Here is a 22,553-nt window from a genome sequence, read left to right as displayed (position 1 = left end):
ATAAAAGTTACTTATCTGAGAAAAAAATGAATGAAAATTCAATATAATATTAGTAATAATTAGAATAATAAATATACTATTAAGAAACCTACAGCAAGAGTCATCCCTACCCACCTTTTCTTTAACATTCGTCAAAAAATTGACTCATTAAGACATAGAAAAATTTTGAATAAATTTTTAGTGCACAGAAATTTTTAATTTCTTGCGAAAGTATGGACCAAAAGAATAGATTTGCTTTGCATATCATAATTTTTAGAATAATAAATATACTATCAAAAAGCCTACTGCAAGAGTCATCCCCACTTTTTCTATAGTTCTTGGTTCTTCATTAAAGATTGTGACAATTTCTTCAGAAAATATCATCGTTCCATACACATCTGATTTTTCTACACCAAAAATATTTGGTAGGGTATCAAAATTTGAACCATCCCTTGAAATTAAATATGAGACTTCCCATTCTTCTCCAGGCTTTAAAGATTTAATTGACCAAACTCCTCTCTCTAAAAATACTTTCGAAATTTGCTTTATTATCGAATCATCAGGAATTTCATCTGAAATTAATAAATCTTCAAGATGAAAATTTCCTAAATTTTTCACAGTAATTATTACTTTTGCATAATCATCATCCATATATTTTACTTCTTTTTGAATGAAAATTTTTTGATCAGGGAGCATATCATTAATTAAAAGAACACCTTCAGAGTATAATGTCTCATCATTATGAGATAATTTTGCAGGTTTTAAGTATGTAATTCCTTTATATTCTTTTTTCGAAACCAAAGTATATATTATATTTTTTGTTTCATATCCTTCAATTTTAGAAATATCAAAAGTTAAATCCCTATTTGAAATTTTAACGCTTGTTGATACATTTTTGATTTCATATCCTTCAGGCACTTCATCACTTAATTCTAAATCTAGAATAGTTCTATCTTTTACATTTGCAAGAGTCAATATTACATTGAATTCATCACCTTTAGAAATGATAGTTTTATCAACATCTTTTTTGAAAATGATTGAATCTTTTATAGTATCACTAATATATACTCCACCGCCACCACCAGTATTAGCATCATTATCAGAACTTCCACCACCTTTATTTTCAAGCTTGTATACTTTACTTAATGTTGAATTTATATCAGTTAATATGAAAACACTAGAAGATACCCAGTATACTGAAGTTTCATCACTATTTATATCGTAAAAATCTACTTCCCTATAACCAAAAGGATTAATCGAGAGATTAAAATATGAATTTAAAACTCCACCATTATTAAAAAATGGGTCTGAAACTGAAGTTTTATATAATTTTAATTCATCGATGAAATAATCATAATCAGTAGGATTTCTAATTTGTGCTGAAACCAGTCTTGAAGAATTTGATGATGGAGTTTTATTTAAAGTTCCATCTATATTATATTCGAAATCTTCCCTTTGTGGTTTTTGCAAATTTAAAATAACATTTGAAACTAGATCATAAGATTTCACATAATAATCTAAAACACTTTGGGTATCATTTAAATTATTGTAAATATTATACTCGGAAAGTCCAAAGATATGATATCCTACACTAATTGATTGATTTGGTTCAATCATATAACCTTTAATTTTATCAAAACTAAATTCAAATTTTTCAGAATTTGGTGAAATTGAAGTTGTTATATTTGTAATATTATTAAATGTCGAAGAATTTGGCAAATTTATTTTGTTTATCCCAATTAATGAATCTAAGTCTAGAGGAAGAACAAACTCATATACTTTACTTACATTTGAAGGATTTTTAATTGTTAAAATTCCACTTGCATCAAGAGAGTATTTATCATTTAATAATTTAGTTACAGCACTATCTTCTGTAATTGAAATTTCAACTTTTATAGAGTATACTATACTACTCAAAAAAATAATTGAAAAAATAATTAAAATAAAACTTTTAATAAATGATCTAAACATCATTTTGTCCTTTCACCTTCTTAATTTCTCTTTTAACTTCGACAAATAATATAGTCAGTAAAATTATATTTATTGTAATCCAAAAAATATATGAACCTTTAAATGAACCTATTGAAATAGGAAGATACGAATATTCAAATACTATTGAATTAGGCAGATTATCTTTAATTTCCCAAACAGCATTATTTCCCTCAATACTAGTTTTAGTATCAGTATTCTCTTCAACATATGTAAAATGATAATTCTCAGGAAGAACTACTTTAAATTCTCCTTTTTCAATAGGAATCGTACTTTCTCTTAAAGGTATTTGTAAACTCTTAAAAAAAATTCCACCAGGATCATATCCTAATTGATAATTTAAGTTAAATTTGTATTCAAATCCAGGAAGTAAAGGATAATAAACATCAACTATAATCACTGAGTATTTGTCAGTATTTCTAACTCTTGTCTTAATTTCTTTCCCATATTGATCTACTGCTGAAACATTTTGAATTTCAATGTTTGATAAACTACCATCAATTCCTTTTGCAACTTTAAATTCAATTTGTCCAGGAACTATTCCTACACTATAAACATTTTTTAGAGTTAGAGTTTTATTTACATCAATATAATTATCACTATTAATTGTTACAACAGTATCGTAATTTGAAAAAACTTCAACATTAGAATAAACAAGATTAGATAAAAAAACTAATACTATGAATGCTAAAAAAAACTTTAAATATCTATTCTTCGAATGCATCTTATATATAAAAATAATTTTAAGTATTTAATTATAATAATAAACCTAATAGTAATAAAACACTTGCAACTGCTGCAAATATTCCTTCAGTACTTTTTAGTCTATCCATAACTTCTGTAACAATTACAGTATTTGTTGAACCTGCACCATCTACTTTTTGAGGATCTAAACCTGTAATAAATATGTCCAGTAAAGTGTAATCTCCAATACCTGTAACATTATAATCTGCACTCCATGAAGTATTAACACTAATTCCTGGACCTTGTGCAAAAGAAGTATTTAAACCTCCAACTCCAGTTGGAACTAGACCCCATTGATGAAGTGTACCATTATAAATTCCAGAAATATTATTACTAGTATTTGCTGTAGTATACCATGGCGAATTACTAAAAACAAAAGGACCAGTCAAATTATAATTTCCAGGAATGAAATCGTAAATTGTTACAATTGTATCTGCAGGAGTTACTTGATTTCCTTTGTTGTGAACATCGATTCTTACATGATATTCATCATCTGAAATTGCAGTAATATTTTTGTTAATTTCTAACCAATAACCAATAATTAAATAGATTTCTTTAATATAAATATCTCTACCATTTTTAGTAATACTTCTATTAATTAGTTGAGTTCCATCATTATCAATTGAAAAATTAATATCCATCCAAACAATAGGAGAAGGAATATCGGAATAATTGAATAACCAATTTGAACTTGACCAAGGGGATGTCGTATTTACTACAACGAAAGGATTTGTTTCTACAGTTAAAGGAACAGTTGTTGCAATAGTATCATTATCTACAGTATTTGGGTCAGTATAAATACCATTCACATTTCTTTGTGATACCCATAAAGTTACTTCTTCTAAAACATAAGATATATTAATATCAGTTGCAAAATAGCCAGTTACATTCCAAGTCACATTACTTCCATAAAGTGTTGGATGAGAAGGTTTTAGAATTTTTTTCTCAAAATCCAAATATGCCTCACTTAAAGCAACAATATCTATAACTCTAGTATGAGATATTGTACTATTTAAATTATATTTTAGTGTTGTATTAAGCATTGTATAATCTGTTGTCTTTGGAATATTTAAAGGAGTTGAAACTATGTATTCAATATCAGTACTTGCACCTTTATCCAAACATGAATTGCCTCCACCTAAAACTGACCAATGTTGAGTTTTATCTGCGTAAGCTGCAGGATAAGTTACATTAGTTGCATCAGAACCTGCTGTTGAAATAGGGAAAAAGAAATAATCTTGCATAAGTCCTGAAAAATTAACAGGCACAGTTGTTTGAGATACATTAATCCCATAAATACAAGTGTTTAATTGATAAGTTTCATTATCATATACATTTTCAACTCTATCATATATTGTTACATTATCACCAGCTAAAACTTTACTATCTGAATATGTTGAAGTAAAATTTAAAGGAGGTCTAATACTTGTAGTGTTTACAGAATAAACCCAAGTACTATTCTCTCCTGTCATTAACTCAGGAATATGTAAAACTAATAAATTACTTGCAGGATTATTACTAATAAAAGTACCATTTCTTCCTTGATGTAAAACCGGAAGAGTCATATTATTAGTATTATCTAATGAAATGTATATATCCGAGAGTGTTTTTCCATTAGGATTTGTATTTGATACTACAACATATCCAGTAATAGAATATGAAGATTGATTCTCATTAGCATCAGACCAAGTACCAACGCCTGTTCCGCCAAACTTTAATGGATTGTAGATAACTTCCTGATCTACGAATTCATTTAACTCAATTAGAATTTGCTCCTGTGTTGCGTATGATACGCTAAGCAGTGCAAAAATCCCAATCAGTAATATTAAAACCTTTTTAACCATAGCCATTTTTATAATTATATAAGATATTTATTGAATAACTCGTTTATAATAGTTAGTTACTACTCTGACTAGACACGATAAGAATTAATTCAATTTTGATCTTAATTTTATTGCAAGATTTTCTAATTCTTCTGAAGAAAGACTACTTCCTGATAAGTCAAAATTAAGTCCATCATTTTCATACCTTGGAATTACATGCATCATGAAATGTTGAGATTGTTGGCCTGCAGCTGCACCATTAGAAATAAAAATTGAAATATCATTTGGATTAAATGTCTCTTTTAATAAGTCTGCTAGATATTTAGAGATGATAGATAAATGCCCTAAAATCTCATCTGGAACCATTGGCATTAACATATAGTGCTCTTTAGGCATTAGAAGTAAATGTCCCATTGTAGCAGGATTTATGTCGAGAATTGCAAGACAAATATCATCTTCAAAAATAATTTTTGAAGGAATTTCTTTTTTTTGAATTTTACAGAAAATACAATTTTCCTTCATCAATTCCATTCTCTTTTGAATCTCTTCCTTTGAGAGTTCTTGCTGCGTCATAATATATTTCAAGAAATGATTGTTTTTAAATATTTCCTGTCTTTAATAGTAATCCTTTATTATATTTCTTCACAATTATATTAAATATAATAGGCGAAAAAATAGTCAAGATTAAGCTCATAAGAACTAATGCAGAAAATATTTGTACATTAATTAAACCAGACTTTCTTGCAATCTCAAGTATAATTAATTCAACTCCACCTTTTGTTGTCATCCCTACACCTATTAATGAACCTGTGAAAAAATTATTTTTAGTAATATATGATGAAAAAAGTCCTGCAAAGAATTTACCATTAAAAGCAATTATTGCAAAAATAAAACCTAAAACTGGATTTTGTAAGAATTGAGTTAAATCAATATTAAATCCTATCCAAAAAAATAAGAAATATGACAAGAAACCAAAAGTCATATTTTTGATAAATAAATTTATTTGATGTTCTTCTAAAACTCCTTTCTTACCTTCCCTACTTAATGAAAAATTTAATAAAATTCCTGATAAAATTGCACCTAATGAAAAATCCAAACCAATAAGAGATGAAAATAAAGCAAAAAATAAAAGAAAAATTATAGATATTGTAAATATATCATATAATTTTAAACTATCTTGCATAAACACTTTATCAATAAAATATGAAATTTTCTTTATAAAAAAGTATCCAATAAAAACAACCAATACACCTAGAAATAAAGGCAACATAGAAATTAAACTATAATTATCAGCTACCATTATAGATATAATCGCAAGAAAAAAAAGGCCAAATATATCATCAAGTAATCCTGCACCAATAATGACTTCACCTATTTTACTTTTAAGTAATTTGGCTTGCTCTAGAATTACAATTACTATACTCTCTGCGGTGACACTTAAAACTGATGCAATAACAAAACTTACCTTAATTGAATAAGACATAATCATATGTGAAAATATAAAACCCAAAATAAATGTGAAAATAAAACCAAAGACTGCTACAAAGATAGTTTGGTTTCCTTGCTTTTTAACATTATTCAAGTTCAATTCAAGACCAATATAAAACAAAAGCATGATTATTCCTAATTCAGATAAAAATTCCAATGAATCAAGATTAATTAAACCCAAATAATCTCTATAATAACCTATAAATATTCCAAAAAATATAGGCGATAAAACTTTTGGCAGATTAAAATAAATAAAAAATCTAGAGAATAAGAAAGATACACTAAGTATCAAGAAAATTAACATCATCTGCTCCATTCTTTAAAATACAAATAAAAAAGACTATAAAGATAAGTTACCTCCTAGAGATAGAAACATTAAAATACAATTAATAAAACTCCACAAAGCATGCCAATTGTTGCAAATAATTTTCGTTTCATATGTTTTTCATGAAATAGTATCCCTCCTCCAATTGAGGCGAAAAGTGTAGAAGTTCTTTTAAGAGGAATTATTAAACTAACCAATGCACCCGGAGTACCTATAGCTAAAAGTATGAAAAATGTAGAAATTATTGCAAATATAGAAATTACTAATGTTGAAGGCTCTGTTAATATATCTTTAAATGCTAATTTTAAATGACCTTGAGATAGATAATAAATAGAAAGCATTACAAATATCAATAAGCCCGTAAAATACATGTTTGTGTAAACATTGACTTCATTTAAAATTTTTTTATCAGCAATTGCAGTCATACTTATTACAATTAACATTATAAGAACTGAAGATATTACTTTCAAATTTAATTTCTTCAAAAAATCGAAGTGATGTTTATTAGGATCTTTTTTTTTGTGATTGTGAAAATTTATTTCAAGAATATAAGTTGAAATTATAATTAATATAACTCCAAAAAATTGAACAAGATTTATCAACTCCCCCAAGAAGATAATTGATAGTATAAGTAAAAACATAGGACTTAGATTCATTAGAGGAACAATTGAAGAAACCTCATATTTTTGAAGAAGCTTAAAATAAATAATAGTTGCTAAAACTAAAGTTACTGATTTTATCAAATAATAGTGCCAATGAAGTATGTATGAACTAAAATCTACTTTTGGAGAAAATAAAATTAACACTATAAGTAGTAGTAAAAAATATTCCTCAAATATTATTTGATAAGGAGAAGTATTCTTATTTTTGAATACTTTTTTTACTAAAATATCTTTTATACTTATAGTTAAAGCAGAAATAAGTGCATACGCAATCCATAAAACCATATACTTTTTTCTGCAAAAGCTTTTAAAAATGTTTTTACACTTAATATATAATGACATACAAAAAGAAGAGTTTTTCTAAGAATAAATCTAATTTTAAACCGAAAAATAATACATTTAGTCAAAGATATGATGATTTTTTTGGAGGAGGTACTTTTCATAAATTACTTGATGCAAAAGAGAAATATACTAAAAATCAATTTATCAGAATTAACCTTTCAAAGATTAGTATCGAAGAAGGTGATAAGTTTTTGAAGAAAAATAGAGTGAAATATTCTAATACATTTATTTCTAATGCTCTTAAAATTGAGAGAAGTTTTTTTAATATCTCTTCCTCTATTGAGTCTATTTCAGGAAAAGTATATTTGCAAGATTTAGCATCTCAAATTCCAGTTAATTGTATTGATTTTAGTAAATATAAAAATAAAAAAATAAGAATATTGGATATGGCTGCATCCCCGGGTTCCAAAACTACCCAAATTGCTGATTTATTTTCATTACATGAAATTGACTATGAGATTGTAGCTCTAGAGCCTGAAAATAAAAGACTTACAAGATTAATTAATAATATTCAGAAACAAGGATTTGAAAATATTACTATAGTAAATACTTTGGGAGAGGATTATGAAGATAAAGAATTGTTTGACATAGTTCTACTTGATGCGCCTTGTAGTGGGAATTTAGTAGGAGATAGAGATTGGCTTAAAAAAAGAGATATGAATGGAATTTTGAATAATTCAGATTTACAAAAAAAATTACTTAAAAATGCAGAAAAATTAACTAAAAAGGAAGGAATTATGATTTACTCAACATGTTCCCTTGAAGTTGAAGAAAATGAATTAAATGTAGACTGGATTTTAAAGAATTCAAAATTGAAATCATTTAAACCTATTTTGAAATTCGGATTTGATACTAAACCTTTAACTATATTTAAAGGAAAGAAGTTAGACCAAGGAGTTGAGAATTCAATAAGAATTATGCCTTATTTATCCAAGACACAAGGATTTTTTGTATGTTGCTTTAGAAAGTAAAATATTAATTAGTTATATAAATTTTTACATATAATTCCTAAAATTTAATAAGAATGTCCAAGATTTAAACTTTTAACTATGAAGTAGTTACAAACGATATATTTATAAATACATAAGAAGTATAGGAAGTATGAACAAAACGGAAGATATGTTTTCTTTAACTGGATCAGAATATTTGAAATGTCTAATTGATAGAGAAATTAATTTGAAAGATAGTAGATTAACTGAAATACAAATACCTCGATATTTTAAAAAAACTCCAATTTCGCTTAAGAAAGAGACATATCCTGGACAAATTAGAAGTATTATAACACCAATATCAGAACATGTAGAAAAACTAGGATATAGTGCAAATATTTTTACAACATTATATGAAGGATTGCTAAATGCATTCCAACATGGAAATAAGTATGATGAAAATAAGAAAATTATCCTTAGTACAAGTATAAAACCTAAAGAATTGGAATTCATAATCTCAGATCAAGGTGAAAAAATACATCCAAAATTTTCAAGATTTATACTAGAACAAAGACAAAAAAACTCAACTAACTCTTTTTTAAATTGGTATAATTTTTCAGAAGAAATAAAACCAGATATAAATAATGGTACTGGAACATCATTTATGCATGCATATATGGATGAAATAAAATATTTTAAAAGTAAAGAACTTGGTGGAGTTAGTTTATACCTTTATAAAAAGCAATAACTTAATTTTATAAACAACTTACACTTATTCAATTCTATTGGGATATTTCAAGTGACTCTTTAAGGAGAGGAAAGTCCACACACCACTAAAATGGCTTAGGAGAGAAAATCGCCTACTACAGAAACCCCCTTTGTTTTATGAGCTATGATTTATGGTTGATTTATTAACCATGCTTAAAAATGTTCTACATTTTTATTGTTAGATGAGCTTCGAGTAAATGCAGAGTTGAGATAAAAAGCTTGGTGCAAGAGCAGAATGCTCGCTTAGACAAATCTTGAAATTTCGATTGAAGACATTATAGGTCTTTGCTAATACGAAATACAGAATGTGGCTTATAATACCCCAATAAATTTTTACTTATATCTAATTTTCAAAATAAAATTAATTTTTAGTAACATACAGATTTTCACTATCAAATACATTATGTGATTCAAGTTCATTAAATGCTTCTTTATATTTATTTATTCTAGTTCTGTGAATTTTAGTTTCATTAGATGCAAGCCTAAATGTATCGTATAAATCTTTTTTTGCAAGTTTTAAATATTTATTCCTAAAGGCATTGACTCCAGCATTGTATGCACCTTGAGAAAATTCATCTAAATTCCAAAGAAAAGCACTATTGTTTAAATTTTTTTCTAATTCAGATCTTGAAACATCTTCAAAAAAAACTCGAGTAGGATTTTCTTTTTTTACTGTTGACAGAATACTTAATTCTAATTTTCCTGAGAAGTAATGAGCATTTCCTGCCAAAATATTGTATCTGATATTATTTTTTATACTCTCTGAAGTATATTTATCAAAGTTTATTTCATTCATTGCCAAATACCTAGGAATTATTACTTCACTTAATTCTATTTCACTTATACCATAAGATTTAAGTGTTTCTTTATTTAATCCCAAATCATTTAAATTAATTTTAGTTGAATCCTCAAAATAATTTTCAAGTGATAATTTACTAACTTTGTCTTTATTTAACATATTATTTACAATTTCATTATCCCTTTTTCGAGTATGGAGTAAACCTTCAATTCCACCATTTTTACCTTTAGTCATTTGAGCCATCCCTATAGCACCAGCATTGGATTTTGCGTTAGGTGAAAAATCAGATTCAGCACCAACTATTGCTTTAAATTCAGGAGTTTGAAAGATTGCCTCACTTTCATTTAATATATCAATAACAGGATTTGCCCTCAAATATGTAATTAAAGCAAATTCTGAAATTTTTTTATTTTTGTATAAATCGTAAGCTTTAGAATCACCATTTTTAAAAAAATCGTCATAAGCAAATTTAGTTATATATTTTCCTTTTAGCAGTCTATCTAATTTCTCATTGAGTTCCTCATTAGTAGATTTAACTTCCAATTTTCTTTCGAGATTATCAATTTTAATCCTATTACTAAATCCACTAAAATTATTTTTATCAGTATTTTCAACAAAATTTTCGATAATTTTATTTTGTTTATTTTCTATTGAAGTTTTACTAAAATTAACCCCAGAATTATAACTAAATAATGCAGTACCTAATAGTAAGATTGAAGATAAGGCTAGTTTTGGTAAAATAAATTTACTTTTATTTGACAAATTTCTATCAATTGATTCAGCATAATCAGTTCGCATATTTATAAGTAATTACTTTAGATTTAAAAGTGTTACTACTCTTGGTCTAGACATAGGAGATTTATTTATATTAAAGTAATTAAATTTATAAACTAGTTTTCTTTAAATTTGATATGACATATAAAATTGTTCACGATAGAGATGCATGTATTGGTTGCGCAGCTTGCGCTAGTGTTGCTCCTAGTTATTGGAGTATGAATAGTGATGGTAAATCAGATTTAGCAGGTTCTGAAAAATCCGGAAATGGAAATGAAGAAATTAGAAAATTTGATGATGGAACAGATTTTGATTTAAATAAAGAAGGTGCTGAGAGTTGTCCAGTTAATTGTATCCATATCATTGAGTTTAAAGAAGATGGTAGCGAGAATAAAATTTTCTAAAAAAATATTTTTTAATTATTGATTTGCATAGTTTTCAATTTCAGGATTTAATATAGTAACTTGAACTCCAGCTTTTTTAAACATTTCTTCACCTTCAGCTCCTTGATGGTATCTTTTTTGACATACTACTCGCTTTATTCCTGAATTTATTATTAACATAGCACAGACTCTACAAGGAGTCATACGACAATAAAGAGTCGAACCTTCTAATGCTACACCAAGTTTGGCAGCTTGACATATAGCATTTTGCTCAGCATGAACTGTTCTTACACAATGATTTGTAGCTTTACCGTCTTCATGTACCATAATTTTCATTTGGTGTCCAACTTCATCACAATGATCAAGTCCAATTGGAGAACCAACATAACCAGTTACTAAGAGTTGTTTATCTTTTGCAATAACGCAACCAGATCTTCCCCTATCACAAGTTGCTCTTTTTGCAACAGCTTCCATTACTTCCATAAAATAATCATCCCAGGAAGGTCTTTGATATTTTTCTTTTAAAGTTGATTTTTGATTATCCATTTACTATTTTCCTCATTACTTCATCTATTTGTTTGTATAAATTTTCAAAATTACAATCATTGTTGAATTTAAAATCTGCTTGATTAATACATTTAGGTAAATTCTGTTTGTGTGGCTCTTCATTTAGACTCTCAGCTTTTTCATTTTGAATGAATTTCTCAAAAGATACATTATCTTTTGATGATTTTCTTAATAAAATTCTTTCATATCTAATTTTGGAGTCTGCATCTACAGCAAATAAATAAAAATTTCCTTTTTCTTTTAGAGAATTTATTTCACCCAGAGTTCTCAAACTCTCAATAATTGCATTGTTTTTAGTCTTTCCTGCTCTTAAATATAATTCTTCAGCTACATAACTTGGAGAATTTTTTTCCCTCAAATCATTTGCAACTTCTCGCATCGAATCTCGATTTACTTCTAAATTACGCCTTAAAATTTCTTCAGTTATGAATTCACTTGCAGAGAAATGATTAAAATTATATCTCTTTTGCAAATAATCAACAATTGTACCTTTTCCAGCACCAAGAGTTCCCGTAATTCCAATAATTACTTTTTCACCCATAATATATTCTCAAAGTTTAAAGTTTATAAGATTTCTTACTAAAATTATATAAATGATTTATTCTCAAATATATTATGAATCAAACTTTAGCAGATAAATATTATTCTAGGCCTGAAATCCAAAAGGCAATATTAGATTTTGCTAAAGATAGGGAAATTGCAGTTCAATTCAAGAGTTCTTATTTTGGAAAGAGACCAGATACTATTGAATATATCAGTGATGTTAAGAGTTTTGTACAAAAAGAAGCTAGTTCTTTTCATTGTAGCGAGGAGAGATGGGCTAATCCTCTCCTTTTAGGTAATGAGAAATATTCTGAAGAAGAAAAAGTTAAGAATAGAATAGGATGGGATTTAATTCTTGATTTAGATGGTGTAGATTTTTTTTATGCACAAATAGTTGGTAAAATTATTATTGAATTTTTAAATGAGATAGGAGTTCATAATGCTTCTACTAAATTTAGTGGGAATAAGGGTTTTCATATTGGAATTCCTTTTGAAGCATTTTCTAAGAATATTATTGGAATTGGAGAAACTAGAAAACTTTTCCCAGTAGTTGCTAGAAAAATTGCCGCATATTTAATGGTTGAATTAAAGGGAAGAATATCTAAAGCTATACTTGAACATGATGGAAGTGTTGAAAAAATTGCTAAGAAGTATGATTTAGATGTTAATGATTTGATTAATGATGATATTGATTCATATAATTTTGAATTTATGAAAGTAATTGAAATTGATACTATTTTGATTTCATCAAGACATCTTTTTAGAATGCCTTATTCTTTGAATGAGAAATCAGGTCTTGCTAGTGTGCCTTTAAAGAATGAGAACATTATGAAATTTGAAAAGAATTGGGCAAAGGTTGGAAATGTGAAACCTGAGTTCAATAAACATTTTGAATTTTTAAGATATGATCCTAAATATGGAAAAGATGGAGACATTTTACTTATGAGGACTTATGAAGATGGAAATGATGACGAATTTGAAAAAATTGTAAATAAGATAAAAAAAGATAAAAAAGGACATGAAAGAGGTATAATTTTTGAAGGTGAGTTTGAAATTGCTGCATTTGAAATTGATGAAAAAGTAGAGTTAAAGGATTTTCCTGCAACTATTGTATTTGCACTTGAGAATGATTTTGAAGATGGGAAAAAAAGAGCTTTATTTTTATTACTTACATTTTTACATGCAGTTAAATGGGATAAAGACCATATTAGAGCAACAATTGATGAATGGAATTCTAAACAAAGTTCTCCATTAAAAAAGAATTATATAAATGCACAAATTACATGGTTTGAGAATCAAGAGAAAACTATTTCTCCACCAAATTATAATAATCAAAATTATTACAGAGGAATTGGTATTGATGAAGAAATTATCAAAGAAGATAAAGATAAATTTCCGAGAGTAAATGTTAAAAATCCTCTACATTACATTTATTTATTTGTTAAAAGTAAAAATTCTAAAGAGAAAAAGAACTAATTGAGTGAATATTTTATTAATAATTCTTCTAGTTTTATTATTCCTTTTTTTTCTGATTCTTTGAAATCTCCAAAAAAAGTTTTTAAAATTGATTCATCATAGTTTTCAGCACCTAAATAAGTAGAATTCTTCCAACCATTTAATTTATAGTCTATTAATATGAATGAGTGCTCTTTTCTCGAAAAATAAGTAATTTTGAAATTTATCTCTCTTTCTTTAAAGACTATACTTTCATGATTATAACCAAATAATTTTGAGTGCATAGTATTAATAGATTTTAGAATTAATAAAAGTATTTATTGAAGAAATTACTTTAGTATAAAAATTAAATTTTTATGGCAAAATACTTGAGCAAGCCCAATTATTTTTTCATGAAAAATTTGTGATCAGTTTCATCTTTTATTTCTTCTAAAATTCTTTGAGAAATTGATTTTGAAGGTTCTGCTAAAAAAGGACATCTTTCTGTTAGGTCTTTAAAACTTTCAAATGGTTTTATGTACCTTTCATCAATTAAAACTTTAAGGTGTTTCTTACCTATTCCAGGAATTAATTCTAAAGAATGTCTTCTAATAGAAATTGGACCAGCCATATTGAAAAAATTTACAAATTCTTCCTCTTTTTCATCAACAATATCTTGAATTGTGAAAAATAACTCAGAGCTTGCAGTACCTGATAATTTATCAAAATATAGTACCCTTTTTATGTATTGAATTTCATCTCTTTTACCATCACCAACATATACTTTTTGACCAGCCCTTAATTCTACTCCTTGTTTTGGCACTAATTCAAATAAGTTGTAAGTATTAACTCCTATTGCTTGAGCTAAATTATTATCTTTAAATGAAGAACTATTTACAATAACATCAAGAATAATTGCATTTTCTTCTTTGATTGGGGGTTTTTTTTCCTCTCTTCTATATCTATTGTCCATTTTTCTTATTTAACCTAATTAAAATTATACTATTGTTAATTTATAAACTTTGTTTATACTATTTTAAAGAAATAATTATAAATTTATTTTCTATAGTTATTTAGAACTTCAATTATTTTAGTCATATTTTCATCAACTAAAACAGTTCCTGAATGAGAGACTATTGCTCTTAATTCAGTTCCATTAGCAGGCATTAATTCTAAAATTTTTACAATATGCTCTTCACCTAATCTAGGAATTTCAAGTGCTAATAACTCAGCTTGAGCTTTTTTAGTTTCAGCATGGTCTAATTTTTGAAATTTCTTTAAATATTCTCTAACTTTTTCTTCCCTATAAGTTAGCTCTTGATTTTTCTCTTTGTCTGCAATAATTTTTGCAGAATCTGCTTGAGAGATTGCTTCAATTGTAATTAAATCATAATTATTTGACATTTTTAAGCTCTTAATAAATGAACTGGGTGAATAATACACATTTTTACTTTGTTACCATCTTTAATGTTTACTTTATAACATTCACCTTGTTCTCCTGAAATTTCCCCAATTTTACCATAAAATCTTAAACAAAATAGACCTTTTTGATATGAAGGGTATGCTTTTAGTAAGACTTTATCACCAGATTCATATTTTTGCATAAATCTCTTAATGTGTAATTTTCCTTTTTCTGATACAGACTTACTCATCTTATATCTTGATTTTCTTCTACTTCCACCAATTCTTTTCATTTTAAATCACTTAATATATATATAAAATAATCTTGTTTGCTTTAAAAACTTTATCTTAAAGATTTTTTAATATAGTTTAAATTGTAATGTTTAAATCTTCTTTTAATATGGTTAAAACATCATCATATAAACTCTTAGGTAAATCTACAGAGATAAATCTTGTTCTTCCATATCTTCCTTTTGAGACGATTTTAAAATTAATCAAACCTAGTACTTCAAGTTCAACAATAATGTCTGAAATCCTTCTTAAACTTAAAGATGGCACACTTAATTCTTTTGCTATTTTATTATAATAATCATATACTGCTCCAGTTGTTGATGGTTCAAAAAACATAGATTTTTTATTTGTTACAAGATTGTGCTTTTCTTTCATAGATGTTTTAATTATTGCATAGTTTACCAATTGAAATTGTTTTGGTTGAGATTTGATTACATCAATTACTCTATTTCTCTCAGAACGCTTATCTGCATTGTCAATATGTTCAGGTAATACTTTTTCAGAGCCTTCTCTTTCTGCAATTTCTGCTGCAAATCTTAAAAGTTCGAGAGCTCTTCTTGCATCACCATGTTCTCTTGCAGCATATGCAGCGCATCTAGGAATAACTTCTTCGTGTAAAACTCCTGCTTGAAATGCCATTAATGACCTATCATTTAATATATCTTGAATCTGAACAGCATTGTATGGTAAAAATACTAATTCTTCTTCATTTAGAGAACTTTTAACTCTTGCATCTACTGTGTCCATTACTGTTAGATCATTTGTAATTCCAAGTATTGAAATTTCAGAATTTTTAAGTTCAGGATTAATTCTTGTTAGGTTGTATAATATTTCATCACCTACTTTATGAATTAGAGTGTCTATCTCATCTAAGACTAATAAAACAGTTCTTCTTTGTGAGTCTAATAAAATGTATAGTTCTTTGTATAAATCATTTGTAGAAATTCCTGTAGATGGCATTTCCTTTCCTAATTGTTTAATAATTTCAAGAAGAATTCTGTATTCAGTATCTGCTACTTTCTTTAGTTTACAATTTATAGTAACTATCAGAAGAGGAATATCTCTTGATGAAGCCACATTACTCATTTTATTTAGAACATGATTTATACATAAAGATTTTCCAGTTCCAGTTTTACCATATATGAAAAGATTTGAAGGTTTTTCCTTTCTTAATGCTGGTGCTAAAATTTTCGCAATATCTTTTATGTATTCTTCCCTATGAGGAATTAGATCTGGCTTGTAACTTGACTGTAATACAGATTTATCTTTAAAAATAGGTTTTGATGACATAAATTCGTCAAAGAAGTTATCAATATCATCTTTAGTATTTTCAGAAATAGGATTAGTTTCTAGTAGATTCTCCATTAGAAATACAAGGAGTGCATAAGGTATATAAAGGTTTGTAAAACTGGCAAAGGAAATGCACAGGTTTCTAGTGGAGAAATAACTCTTCAAAAAAAATACTAAATATTATAAAATTAAATTAATTTAACCCACAAAGTATCTGGATGCGATGATGAACAATCGCCCATGTGAGATCCATAAATATTATCTTCGTCTATTTTCCCAATACAACTATAATTTTGAGCAGCCATACTTGAACTATTAATTATATAACTTATAGTTTTATCAGAAGATAAAGACACATTATACCAAAATGGTGGTTCTCCACTATATCTTGAACCTGTTTGAGTCCAAATTGCAGAATTAGAATCAGGATATAAATAAAATAAATTTACATTATTTACATAACCAGAATCGGTAAGATTATAATCGACATGTTTTACGCATACATTATAAGTACTAGAACCATCAACATCTACATGAGCACTCTCTAAATCAGTTAATCCATACAACCTTGTATAACCATTTATAAAATCACAAGCACCAAATTGAAATAATACTATCAAATCAGATATTAGTGGACTTCTAACAGTTTCATAAGAATTAATCATACCATAATTAGTAAATAATGATACTGAATAAGGAATTACTTCATTTAAACCTTTTGTACAAGATCCAATATCTATAGTTGCAATACCCTCATCAATAATATAATCTTGAGTGTTACATTCAACCCCATCAATTTTAATTGAATTAATTTTAAAATCATCACCAAAATCATTTTTTATTGTAAGAAGAGAACCTTCAATTTTTCTTACTTCTAAATTTTGTGAAACCTCTTTAGTATATACATCATTTTGAATATTTGAATCAATATTGAAATACCAATTTTGAAGGTAAATATATGCAGTAATTGATAACAACATTAAAAAAACTATACTTACAACGGCAGTAATTCCTTTTTTACTTCTAAACATAATAATTTTACAAATAAATATTTTATAAATCTTTGTAACACGCTTTTAAAATACTATTTAGAACGATACAGAATATAATAGTAAAAACTACAATTTAAATTTTCAAAGTTAGAGAATAAGACTAATTAAAAAAGTGAAGGCCACCAAAGTTTTTCCGTTATATAACAGTACTCACCAAGGCTAACCAGGCTTAACTTCTGTGTTCGAGATGGGAACAGGTGTGACCCTAGGCTATATGAACCTTCTACTAATATTAATGTCAATCGGTTTATAAAACTTTCCATTTCGGGAAGAATTATAAAGACATAAGAACTATAAATTTTAATGAAATTAAAAAACTTTCTATTGTTTGTATCCTTTTTTTATTTATCTTTATATGTTCCACTAACATATACAATATATTCTAGTTCTTCTTATGAATTGAATTATGATAAACAAAGAATATATAATTATACTAGTGAGGAAATTGTAATGAACTCAACTAAAAACTTAATTAATTATTTTTATCATAAAGAAGACTTAAATGAAAACTGGAATGATAAAGAAAAAGTTCATTTTAGCGAAGTTAGAAATATCTATGACATTTTATTTCTACTTAGTATCGTTAGCCTAATAATATTCATAATAAAGTTTAATAGAAAAAAAATTGGGAAATACCCAATTATTAATTCACTAATCTTTATTCTTAGTTTTTTAATTGTTCCTTTTTTTATATTTTTCTGGGACAAAATATTTCACCCATTATTATTTAGTAATGAGTTATGGATTTTAAATCCTAATGATTTATCATATTATTTGTTTCCCTACGAATTTTTTATTAATAGTTTTATATTTATTATTTTGATTGCAATAGTCATAAATTTAATATTTCATATAGTATTTAATGCTAAAAGAATAACTATTTAAAAACAAATTAACTCATATTAATTATGATTGATATATTTTTATATTCATTGGGTAGCGTTTTTATTGTAAGTTTTCTTTCATTAATTGGAATTTTAACTTTTGGTATGAATACTCAAACATTAAAAAAGACATTAATATATATGATAAGTTTCTCTGCAGGAGCTTTATTTGGAGATGTGTTTTTACATCTACTGCCAGAATTAGTAGAAGAAGCAGGAAGTTTTACATTGAAGATTTCAATTTATATAATGGTCGGAATTATTATTTCATTAATTCTTGAAAAAATAATTCATTGGAGACATTGCCATATGCCAATTACTAAAGAACATGTACATCCTTTAAGTATTATGAGTTTAGTTGGTGATACAATGCATAACTTCATTGATGGAATTATTATAGGGGTTAGTTATTTAGTTAGTATTCCTGTAGGAATTGCTACAACAGTTGCAGTAATATTTCATGAGATTCCTCAAGAAATCGCAAATTATGGTGTTTTGATTCATGGAGGATTTTCTCAAAAAAAAGCACTTGCTATGAATTTTATTACTTCACTTAGTGCATTTTTAGGGCTAATAATTGCATTAATTATTGGAACAAAAATAAATGGTTCGCTAGAATTTTTAATCTCTGTTGCTGCAGGAAATTTCATATATATAGCAGGTTCAGATTTAATCCCTGAATTACATAAAGAATCCAAATTGAAAAGTTCAATTTTACAAATAACTACATTTATATTGGGAATTTTTATTATGAGTTTATTACTATTTTTAGAATAAATAATTAATATTTAACAATAATAATAGTCATTCCATTGAGAATTCAAAGGAATAAATAAATAAAAATTAATTATTAATTATTGTTGAGGTGTTTGGTATGGTACCAAGACCACTTCAGTTTCATTAATAAATAAAGAAACATATCCATTTTCTTGAACATAAGTTAAAATCTCCAGAATTGTTTCTTCTTTTGCAACTTGTAACATTTGCGAAGGTACTAAAGCAATAGTTTGATTTCCAAGAGTTAAAGGAAGATATCCATTTTGATTTAGAGTTTGAACTGCATAATCACTAGTTAATTGTTGTCCATAAATTACTCCTTCATTAAATTTTGTTGTTGAATGAACTCCAAATGAATAAAATGCAATAGCTACTACAATTACAATTAGTAATACATAAGTTGTGAATTTGTAAAAATTTTTACTTTTTTTGTTTTCAGCCATAAGAATTAATAAATTAAATATTTTATAAATATTACTATTCTAAAGCAGATTTGAATCCTGAATCTTCGCCTGCTAGTTCTTCTTTAATTTTTTTTAAAACCTCTTGAGCTAATTTTGGCGTTTGAGATTGATAATATATCCTTATTCGAGTAATTTCTTTTGATTTTTTGCAATAAATACAAGTAAATATTTTATTTGCACTGCTCAATTGGAATTTTTTACAATTAAAACATTTTATCACACTATACATTTTTAACGATATACAATTTTATCTTTTCCAGATTTTTTTGCTTTATAAGATAGAACATCAGCATCCTCAATCATTTTATTAATTGTTTCTTCATTCTTTAAATTATATTTCCTCGAATTTACAAAACCACAACTAAATGTAACATTACAACTAATTTCAGCTACTTGTTTTTTAATTTGATAAGGAATATCCTTTCTTAATCTTTCCAAAATCTTTTTTGAAGCTGCGACATTTATATCTGAGAGTAATATCATGAATTCTTCTCCACCTATCCTATATACTGAATCATGTTTCCTTAAAATTCCCTTAATAACTTTGCTAAATGTTACCAATACATCATCACCTACTTTATGTCCATGTGTATCATTTACTGTTTTAAAATTGTCTAAGTCCATTACTGCAATTGTGAAGTTCTTTTTCTCTCTATCAGAATAACTCAAAACAGATTCAGAATTTATAGTTAAAGCTCTTCGATTATAACAATTAGTCAATGGATCAATTAATGAATACTTTTTCTCATTTTCAATATGTTGTTCTAATTTATCTAATAAATCATTTGTAAAGTAAATCATCTCATCAAGTTCATCTTCTCCTTCATTAGATATTCGTTTAGATAAATTTCCTTTCATAATCTCTTTCATCTCTTCTTGTATGTTCTTAAACCTAACAAATAAATTTTTATTAATAGAATTATATAAATAAAAATCAAAAACTATCAAAATAATTATCAAATTAAAAAAATAAATTAACGACTCAATAAAAATCTCCCATATAGAACGCGCCTCAATAATAAAACTGTGAGATACAAATACAAAAAAACCTAAAAAAGAAGACAAAAAGAAGCCCCAAACTAAATCTTTTTTTATTTTAGACTTAAGTGTACTTCTTTTGAAAACTCTGGAAGAATATTTATAATAATTATATGCGAGATGGTCTTTTAGTCTCATAATATTTATTTGAGAGTTTCATTTATAAATATTAGTTGTTATGCCTAGCAACAAAATTATAAATTCTTTACTAATTTCATTAAAACTTGATTTACTTTTTGAGGGGATGCAGTTCCCTTTGTCTCACGCATTACGATGCCAACTACAAAGTTTAAAGATTTAGTATTGCCTGCTTTATAATCTTCTACCGCTTTTGGCGCTTCACTTAGGGCTTTTTTTAGTAAATCCTCTATTAATGAATCATCTTGTACTTGAATTAAATTATTTTCTTCAACAAATTTTTCTATGTTGAATTTTTCTGCATACAATTTTTCAATTAATTTTTGAGCAGTTGTATATGAAATTTTTTCTGAAGATAAGAGTTCTAGAAGCTTTGAAATTTCTGATTTAATATCTTTTCTTTCTAAATCTTTAAATGTTGCTTTATTATAGTTCAATACTCTCATAATCTCCCTTCTTAAAAATAATCCTACTTCTTTAGGGTTTAGTTTTTCTTTAAGAGCATGTTCAAATATTTCAGTTAAATATCTATTTGAAACTAATACTTCTATGTCTTCAAGTTTTAGACCAAATCCTGAATATTTATCCCTCTTTTGAGCAGGAAGTTCAGGAATTTCCTTTTTAATTTTATCAATTTCTTTTTGAGTTAAAATTAAGTTAGGTAAGTCTGGTTCTGGAATAAACATATAGTCTTGAGCATTTTCTTTTGAACGCATAAATTGAGTTTCATCAAGAGTTTCATTGTACCTTCTAGTTTGCATTTCAATACTTTCACCATTTGCAACTAAAGCTCTTTGTCTTTTAATCTCAGCTTCAGCTGATGCAACAATGTTTGTGAATGAATTTACATTTTTGATTTCAACTCTTTTGAAACCAGATTCCTTAATTGAAACATTAACATCTGATTTTATATTAAAATTTGGATCTATTGCATCAATGTAGGAAGCTACAAGGATTAATTCTTTTAACCATTCTCTTAGTTGGTCTGTTGAAGTAAATTCAGGTTTTGTTACAATTTCTGCCAGAGGAGAACCAGCTCTATTATAATTAATCTCACCAGTTACTGGGTCCCATGCTGCTGGGTCCTCTTCTAAATGTAGTTCTTCAATTCCAATACCTTGAAATTCACCACCAACTCCAGTTGGAGTTATGTTTCCTGAAACAGTTCTTTGATAACCTACAGGCATATCAGGCCAAGTATATTGTTTTCTTTGAAAATTTGTTCTAAGAGTAATTTTTGAGCCAAAGATTTGACCTAATTTAATTGTTTTGTATAATGCCTCTTTATTTGGTAATTTAGGTTTAGCACCAGGCTGACCAGTACATCTTGGACAAATATTAGTATTTACTTCATCTTCTTTTGAAGATTTTTTACATGAACAGAATAATTTTTCTTTTGTTTTCAAATATGCGTGGACTTCCAATCCTATCATAATATCTTGAGTCATAAGAAAAAATATTAGTTTAGGTTTATATATTTTATTATTTAATCAAAGAATAATAAGTTCAGCCATTGATTACATTCATTCGGAACAATTTGATTGGTAATCAGGCTTTATCCGAAGTAGATTTATAAAGTTCAAATTTCTTTAATTATTATGATTCGTAAACTTGTACAAAAACAAATAATTCCTCACGAGAATTCTTTTCGTCAAGAATTAAATAAGAT

At 26.7% G+C, this 22,553-nt stretch carries 25 protein-coding genes and 1 rRNA gene; 6 read left to right on the top strand and 20 right to left on the bottom strand.

Annotated elements, in window-relative coordinates; genetic code table 11:
- Positions 1-252 precede the first annotated feature (252 nt).
- The 6 genes from PF569_03390 to PF569_03365 form a co-directional block, all read right to left on the bottom strand.
- Positions 253-1,896, bottom strand: coding sequence for a hypothetical protein (locus tag PF569_03390; protein MDA3855276.1), 1,644 nt, complete (start codon positions 1,894-1,896; stop codon positions 253-255).
- 46 nt (positions 1,897-1,942) lie between these two features.
- A complete protein-coding gene (locus PF569_03385) occupies positions 1,943-2,692 on the bottom strand; it encodes a hypothetical protein (protein ID MDA3855275.1) in 750 nt (249 codons plus the stop codon).
- 31 nt (positions 2,693-2,723) lie between these two features.
- Positions 2,724-4,562, bottom strand: a complete 1,839-nt coding sequence (locus PF569_03380; GenBank protein ID MDA3855274.1) for a hypothetical protein — start codon at positions 4,560-4,562, stop codon at positions 2,724-2,726.
- 78 nt (positions 4,563-4,640) lie between these two features.
- Complete coding sequence (locus PF569_03375; protein ID MDA3855273.1) at positions 4,641-5,108, bottom strand: HIT domain-containing protein; 468 nt, start codon at positions 5,106-5,108, stop codon at positions 4,641-4,643.
- A gap of 25 nt (positions 5,109-5,133) precedes the next feature.
- Positions 5,134-6,339 (bottom strand): cation:proton antiporter, encoded by a 1,206-nt coding sequence (locus PF569_03370; GenBank protein ID MDA3855272.1) that lies wholly within the window; start codon positions 6,337-6,339, stop codon positions 5,134-5,136.
- Positions 6,340-6,398: 59 nt separating this feature from the next.
- The gene (locus tag PF569_03365; GenBank protein ID MDA3855271.1) at positions 6,399-7,295 is read right to left on the bottom strand and encodes an EamA family transporter; all 897 of its coding nucleotides are present in this window, start codon (positions 7,293-7,295) and stop codon (positions 6,399-6,401) included.
- A 50-nt stretch (positions 7,296-7,345) separates the two neighbouring features.
- On the opposite strand from PF569_03365, the gene PF569_03360 reads away from it, so the two are divergent.
- Together PF569_03360 and PF569_03355 are read left to right on the top strand one after the other, a co-directional pair.
- Positions 7,346-8,323, top strand: coding sequence for an RsmB/NOP family class I SAM-dependent RNA methyltransferase (locus tag PF569_03360; protein ID MDA3855270.1), 978 nt, complete (start codon positions 7,346-7,348; stop codon positions 8,321-8,323).
- A gap of 130 nt (positions 8,324-8,453) precedes the next feature.
- Complete coding sequence (locus tag PF569_03355) at positions 8,454-9,029, top strand: ATP-binding protein (protein ID MDA3855269.1); 576 nt, start codon at positions 8,454-8,456, stop codon at positions 9,027-9,029.
- Positions 9,030-9,410: 381 nt separating this feature from the next.
- On the opposite strand, the gene PF569_03350 is transcribed toward PF569_03355, so the two are convergent.
- Entirely contained in the window at positions 9,411-10,646 is a 1,236-nt protein-coding gene (locus PF569_03350) for a transglycosylase SLT domain-containing protein (GenBank protein MDA3855268.1), read from the bottom strand.
- Positions 10,647-10,759: 113 nt separating this feature from the next.
- Here PF569_03350 and PF569_03345 point away from each other — a divergent pair, with 113 nt between their 5' ends.
- Positions 10,760-11,026 carry a ferredoxin gene (locus PF569_03345; protein ID MDA3855267.1) on the top strand — a complete coding sequence of 89 codons (267 nt, stop codon included), beginning with the start codon at positions 10,760-10,762 and terminating at the stop codon, positions 11,024-11,026.
- Between the two features lie 15 nt (positions 11,027-11,041).
- On the opposite strand, the gene PF569_03340 is transcribed toward PF569_03345, so the two are convergent.
- Positions 11,042-11,551 carry a cytidine/deoxycytidylate deaminase family protein gene (locus tag PF569_03340; protein MDA3855266.1) on the bottom strand — a complete coding sequence of 170 codons (510 nt, stop codon included), beginning with the start codon at positions 11,549-11,551 and terminating at the stop codon, positions 11,042-11,044.
- Positions 11,544-12,113, bottom strand: coding sequence for an AAA family ATPase (locus tag PF569_03335; protein MDA3855265.1), 570 nt, complete (start codon positions 12,111-12,113; stop codon positions 11,544-11,546). The genes PF569_03340 and PF569_03335 overlap by 8 nt, the downstream gene beginning before the upstream one ends.
- Positions 12,114-12,187: 74 nt before the next feature.
- Between PF569_03335 and PF569_03330 the strand changes: the two genes are divergently transcribed.
- The gene (locus tag PF569_03330) at positions 12,188-13,591 is read left to right on the top strand and encodes a hypothetical protein (GenBank protein ID MDA3855264.1); all 1,404 of its coding nucleotides are present in this window, start codon (positions 12,188-12,190) and stop codon (positions 13,589-13,591) included.
- Here PF569_03330 and PF569_03325 read toward each other — a convergent pair.
- From PF569_03325 to rrf, 7 genes are all read right to left on the bottom strand, one after another.
- Positions 13,588-13,854, bottom strand: a complete 267-nt coding sequence (locus PF569_03325; protein MDA3855263.1) for a hypothetical protein — start codon at positions 13,852-13,854, stop codon at positions 13,588-13,590. The genes PF569_03330 and PF569_03325 overlap by 4 nt on opposite strands.
- A 98-nt stretch (positions 13,855-13,952) precedes the next feature.
- A complete protein-coding gene (locus PF569_03320) occupies positions 13,953-14,522 on the bottom strand; it encodes a DUF655 domain-containing protein (GenBank protein ID MDA3855262.1) in 570 nt (189 codons plus the stop codon).
- An 83-nt stretch (positions 14,523-14,605) separates the two neighbouring features.
- Positions 14,606-14,953 carry a hypothetical protein gene (locus PF569_03315; protein ID MDA3855261.1) on the bottom strand — a complete coding sequence of 116 codons (348 nt, stop codon included), beginning with the start codon at positions 14,951-14,953 and terminating at the stop codon, positions 14,606-14,608.
- A 2-nt stretch (positions 14,954-14,955) separates the two neighbouring features.
- Positions 14,956-15,243, bottom strand: coding sequence for a 50S ribosomal protein L21e (locus PF569_03310; GenBank protein ID MDA3855260.1), 288 nt, complete (start codon positions 15,241-15,243; stop codon positions 14,956-14,958).
- 76 nt (positions 15,244-15,319) lie between these two features.
- Positions 15,320-16,606 (bottom strand): orc1/cdc6 family replication initiation protein, encoded by a 1,287-nt coding sequence (locus PF569_03305; protein MDA3855259.1) that lies wholly within the window; start codon positions 16,604-16,606, stop codon positions 15,320-15,322.
- A 113-nt stretch (positions 16,607-16,719) separates the two neighbouring features.
- Positions 16,720-17,562, bottom strand: coding sequence for a hypothetical protein (locus PF569_03300; GenBank protein MDA3855258.1), 843 nt, complete (start codon positions 17,560-17,562; stop codon positions 16,720-16,722).
- 132 nt (positions 17,563-17,694) lie between these two features.
- A 5S ribosomal RNA gene (gene rrf, locus PF569_03295) occupies positions 17,695-17,809 on the bottom strand.
- A 77-nt stretch (positions 17,810-17,886) separates the two neighbouring features.
- Here rrf and PF569_03290 point away from each other — a divergent pair.
- Positions 17,887-18,468, top strand: coding sequence for a DUF1461 domain-containing protein (locus tag PF569_03290; protein ID MDA3855257.1), 582 nt, complete (start codon positions 17,887-17,889; stop codon positions 18,466-18,468).
- 23 nt (positions 18,469-18,491) lie between these two features.
- The gene (locus PF569_03285) at positions 18,492-19,244 is read left to right on the top strand and encodes a ZIP family metal transporter (GenBank protein ID MDA3855256.1); all 753 of its coding nucleotides are present in this window, start codon (positions 18,492-18,494) and stop codon (positions 19,242-19,244) included.
- Positions 19,245-19,321: 77 nt separating this feature from the next.
- Here PF569_03285 and PF569_03280 read toward each other — a convergent pair whose 3' ends face one another.
- The 4 genes from PF569_03280 to gatB are packed head-to-tail and all read right to left on the bottom strand — an operon-like array spanning position 19,322 to position 22,332.
- Entirely contained in the window at positions 19,322-19,687 is a 366-nt protein-coding gene (locus PF569_03280) for a hypothetical protein (protein ID MDA3855255.1), read from the bottom strand.
- A gap of 34 nt (positions 19,688-19,721) precedes the next feature.
- On the bottom strand, positions 19,722-19,895 hold the full coding sequence (locus PF569_03275; protein MDA3855254.1) for a hypothetical protein: 174 nt from the start codon (positions 19,893-19,895) through the stop codon (positions 19,722-19,724).
- A 44-nt stretch (positions 19,896-19,939) separates the two neighbouring features.
- Entirely contained in the window at positions 19,940-20,884 is a 945-nt protein-coding gene (locus tag PF569_03270; GenBank protein MDA3855253.1) for a sensor domain-containing diguanylate cyclase, read from the bottom strand.
- Between the two features lie 56 nt (positions 20,885-20,940).
- On the bottom strand, positions 20,941-22,332 hold the full coding sequence (gene gatB, locus PF569_03265) for an Asp-tRNA(Asn)/Glu-tRNA(Gln) amidotransferase subunit GatB (protein MDA3855252.1): 1,392 nt from the start codon (positions 22,330-22,332) through the stop codon (positions 20,941-20,943).
- Positions 22,333-22,553 lie beyond the last annotated feature (221 nt).

The sequence above is a fragment of the Candidatus Woesearchaeota archaeon genome, assembly GCA_027858315.1.
In the GTDB taxonomy this organism is placed as follows: Archaea; Nanobdellota; Nanobdellia; order Woesearchaeales; family UBA583; genus UBA583.
This window is presented reverse-complemented; position numbering and strand designations above follow the sequence as displayed.

What these genes read in the sequence shown, in the direction of transcription:
- PF569_03355 (MDA3855269.1), top strand. Translation starts at nt 8,454, where the DNA reads ATGAACAAAACGGAAGATATGTTTTCTTTAACTGGATCAGAATATTTG.
- PF569_03300 (MDA3855258.1), bottom strand. Translation starts at nt 17,562, where the DNA reads ATGTTTAGAAGTAAAAAAGGAATTACTGCCGTTGTAAGTATAGTTTTT.
- PF569_03320 (MDA3855262.1), bottom strand. Translation starts at nt 14,522, where the DNA reads ATGGACAATAGATATAGAAGAGAGGAAAAAAAACCCCCAATCAAAGAA.
- PF569_03280 (MDA3855255.1), bottom strand. Translation starts at nt 19,687, where the DNA reads ATGGCTGAAAACAAAAAAAGTAAAAATTTTTACAAATTCACAACTTAT.
- PF569_03350 (MDA3855268.1), bottom strand. Translation starts at nt 10,646, where the DNA reads ATGCGAACTGATTATGCTGAATCAATTGATAGAAATTTGTCAAATAAA.
- PF569_03365 (MDA3855271.1), bottom strand. Translation starts at nt 7,295, where the DNA reads ATGGTTTTATGGATTGCGTATGCACTTATTTCTGCTTTAACTATAAGT.
- PF569_03385 (MDA3855275.1), bottom strand. Translation starts at nt 2,692, where the DNA reads ATGCATTCGAAGAATAGATATTTAAAGTTTTTTTTAGCATTCATAGTA.
- PF569_03310 (MDA3855260.1), bottom strand. Translation starts at nt 15,243, where the DNA reads ATGAAAAGAATTGGTGGAAGTAGAAGAAAATCAAGATATAAGATGAGT.
- PF569_03315 (MDA3855261.1), bottom strand. Translation starts at nt 14,953, where the DNA reads ATGTCAAATAATTATGATTTAATTACAATTGAAGCAATCTCTCAAGCA.
- PF569_03335 (MDA3855265.1), bottom strand. Translation starts at nt 12,113, where the DNA reads ATGGGTGAAAAAGTAATTATTGGAATTACGGGAACTCTTGGTGCTGGA.
- PF569_03340 (MDA3855266.1), bottom strand. Translation starts at nt 11,551, where the DNA reads ATGGATAATCAAAAATCAACTTTAAAAGAAAAATATCAAAGACCTTCC.
- PF569_03375 (MDA3855273.1), bottom strand. Translation starts at nt 5,108, where the DNA reads ATGACGCAGCAAGAACTCTCAAAGGAAGAGATTCAAAAGAGAATGGAA.
- PF569_03285 (MDA3855256.1), top strand. Translation starts at nt 18,492, where the DNA reads ATGATTGATATATTTTTATATTCATTGGGTAGCGTTTTTATTGTAAGT.
- PF569_03270 (MDA3855253.1), bottom strand. Translation starts at nt 20,884, where the DNA reads ATGAGACTAAAAGACCATCTCGCATATAATTATTATAAATATTCTTCC.
- PF569_03325 (MDA3855263.1), bottom strand. Translation starts at nt 13,854, where the DNA reads ATGCACTCAAAATTATTTGGTTATAATCATGAAAGTATAGTCTTTAAA.
- PF569_03360 (MDA3855270.1), top strand. Translation starts at nt 7,346, where the DNA reads ATGACATACAAAAAGAAGAGTTTTTCTAAGAATAAATCTAATTTTAAA.
- PF569_03290 (MDA3855257.1), top strand. Translation starts at nt 17,887, where the DNA reads ATGAAATTAAAAAACTTTCTATTGTTTGTATCCTTTTTTTATTTATCT.
- PF569_03345 (MDA3855267.1), top strand. Translation starts at nt 10,760, where the DNA reads ATGACATATAAAATTGTTCACGATAGAGATGCATGTATTGGTTGCGCA.
- gatB (MDA3855252.1), bottom strand. Translation starts at nt 22,332, where the DNA reads ATGACTCAAGATATTATGATAGGATTGGAAGTCCACGCATATTTGAAA.
- PF569_03330 (MDA3855264.1), top strand. Translation starts at nt 12,188, where the DNA reads ATGAATCAAACTTTAGCAGATAAATATTATTCTAGGCCTGAAATCCAA.
- PF569_03370 (MDA3855272.1), bottom strand. Translation starts at nt 6,339, where the DNA reads ATGGAGCAGATGATGTTAATTTTCTTGATACTTAGTGTATCTTTCTTA.
- PF569_03305 (MDA3855259.1), bottom strand. Translation starts at nt 16,606, where the DNA reads ATGGAGAATCTACTAGAAACTAATCCTATTTCTGAAAATACTAAAGAT.
- PF569_03380 (MDA3855274.1), bottom strand. Translation starts at nt 4,562, where the DNA reads ATGGCTATGGTTAAAAAGGTTTTAATATTACTGATTGGGATTTTTGCA.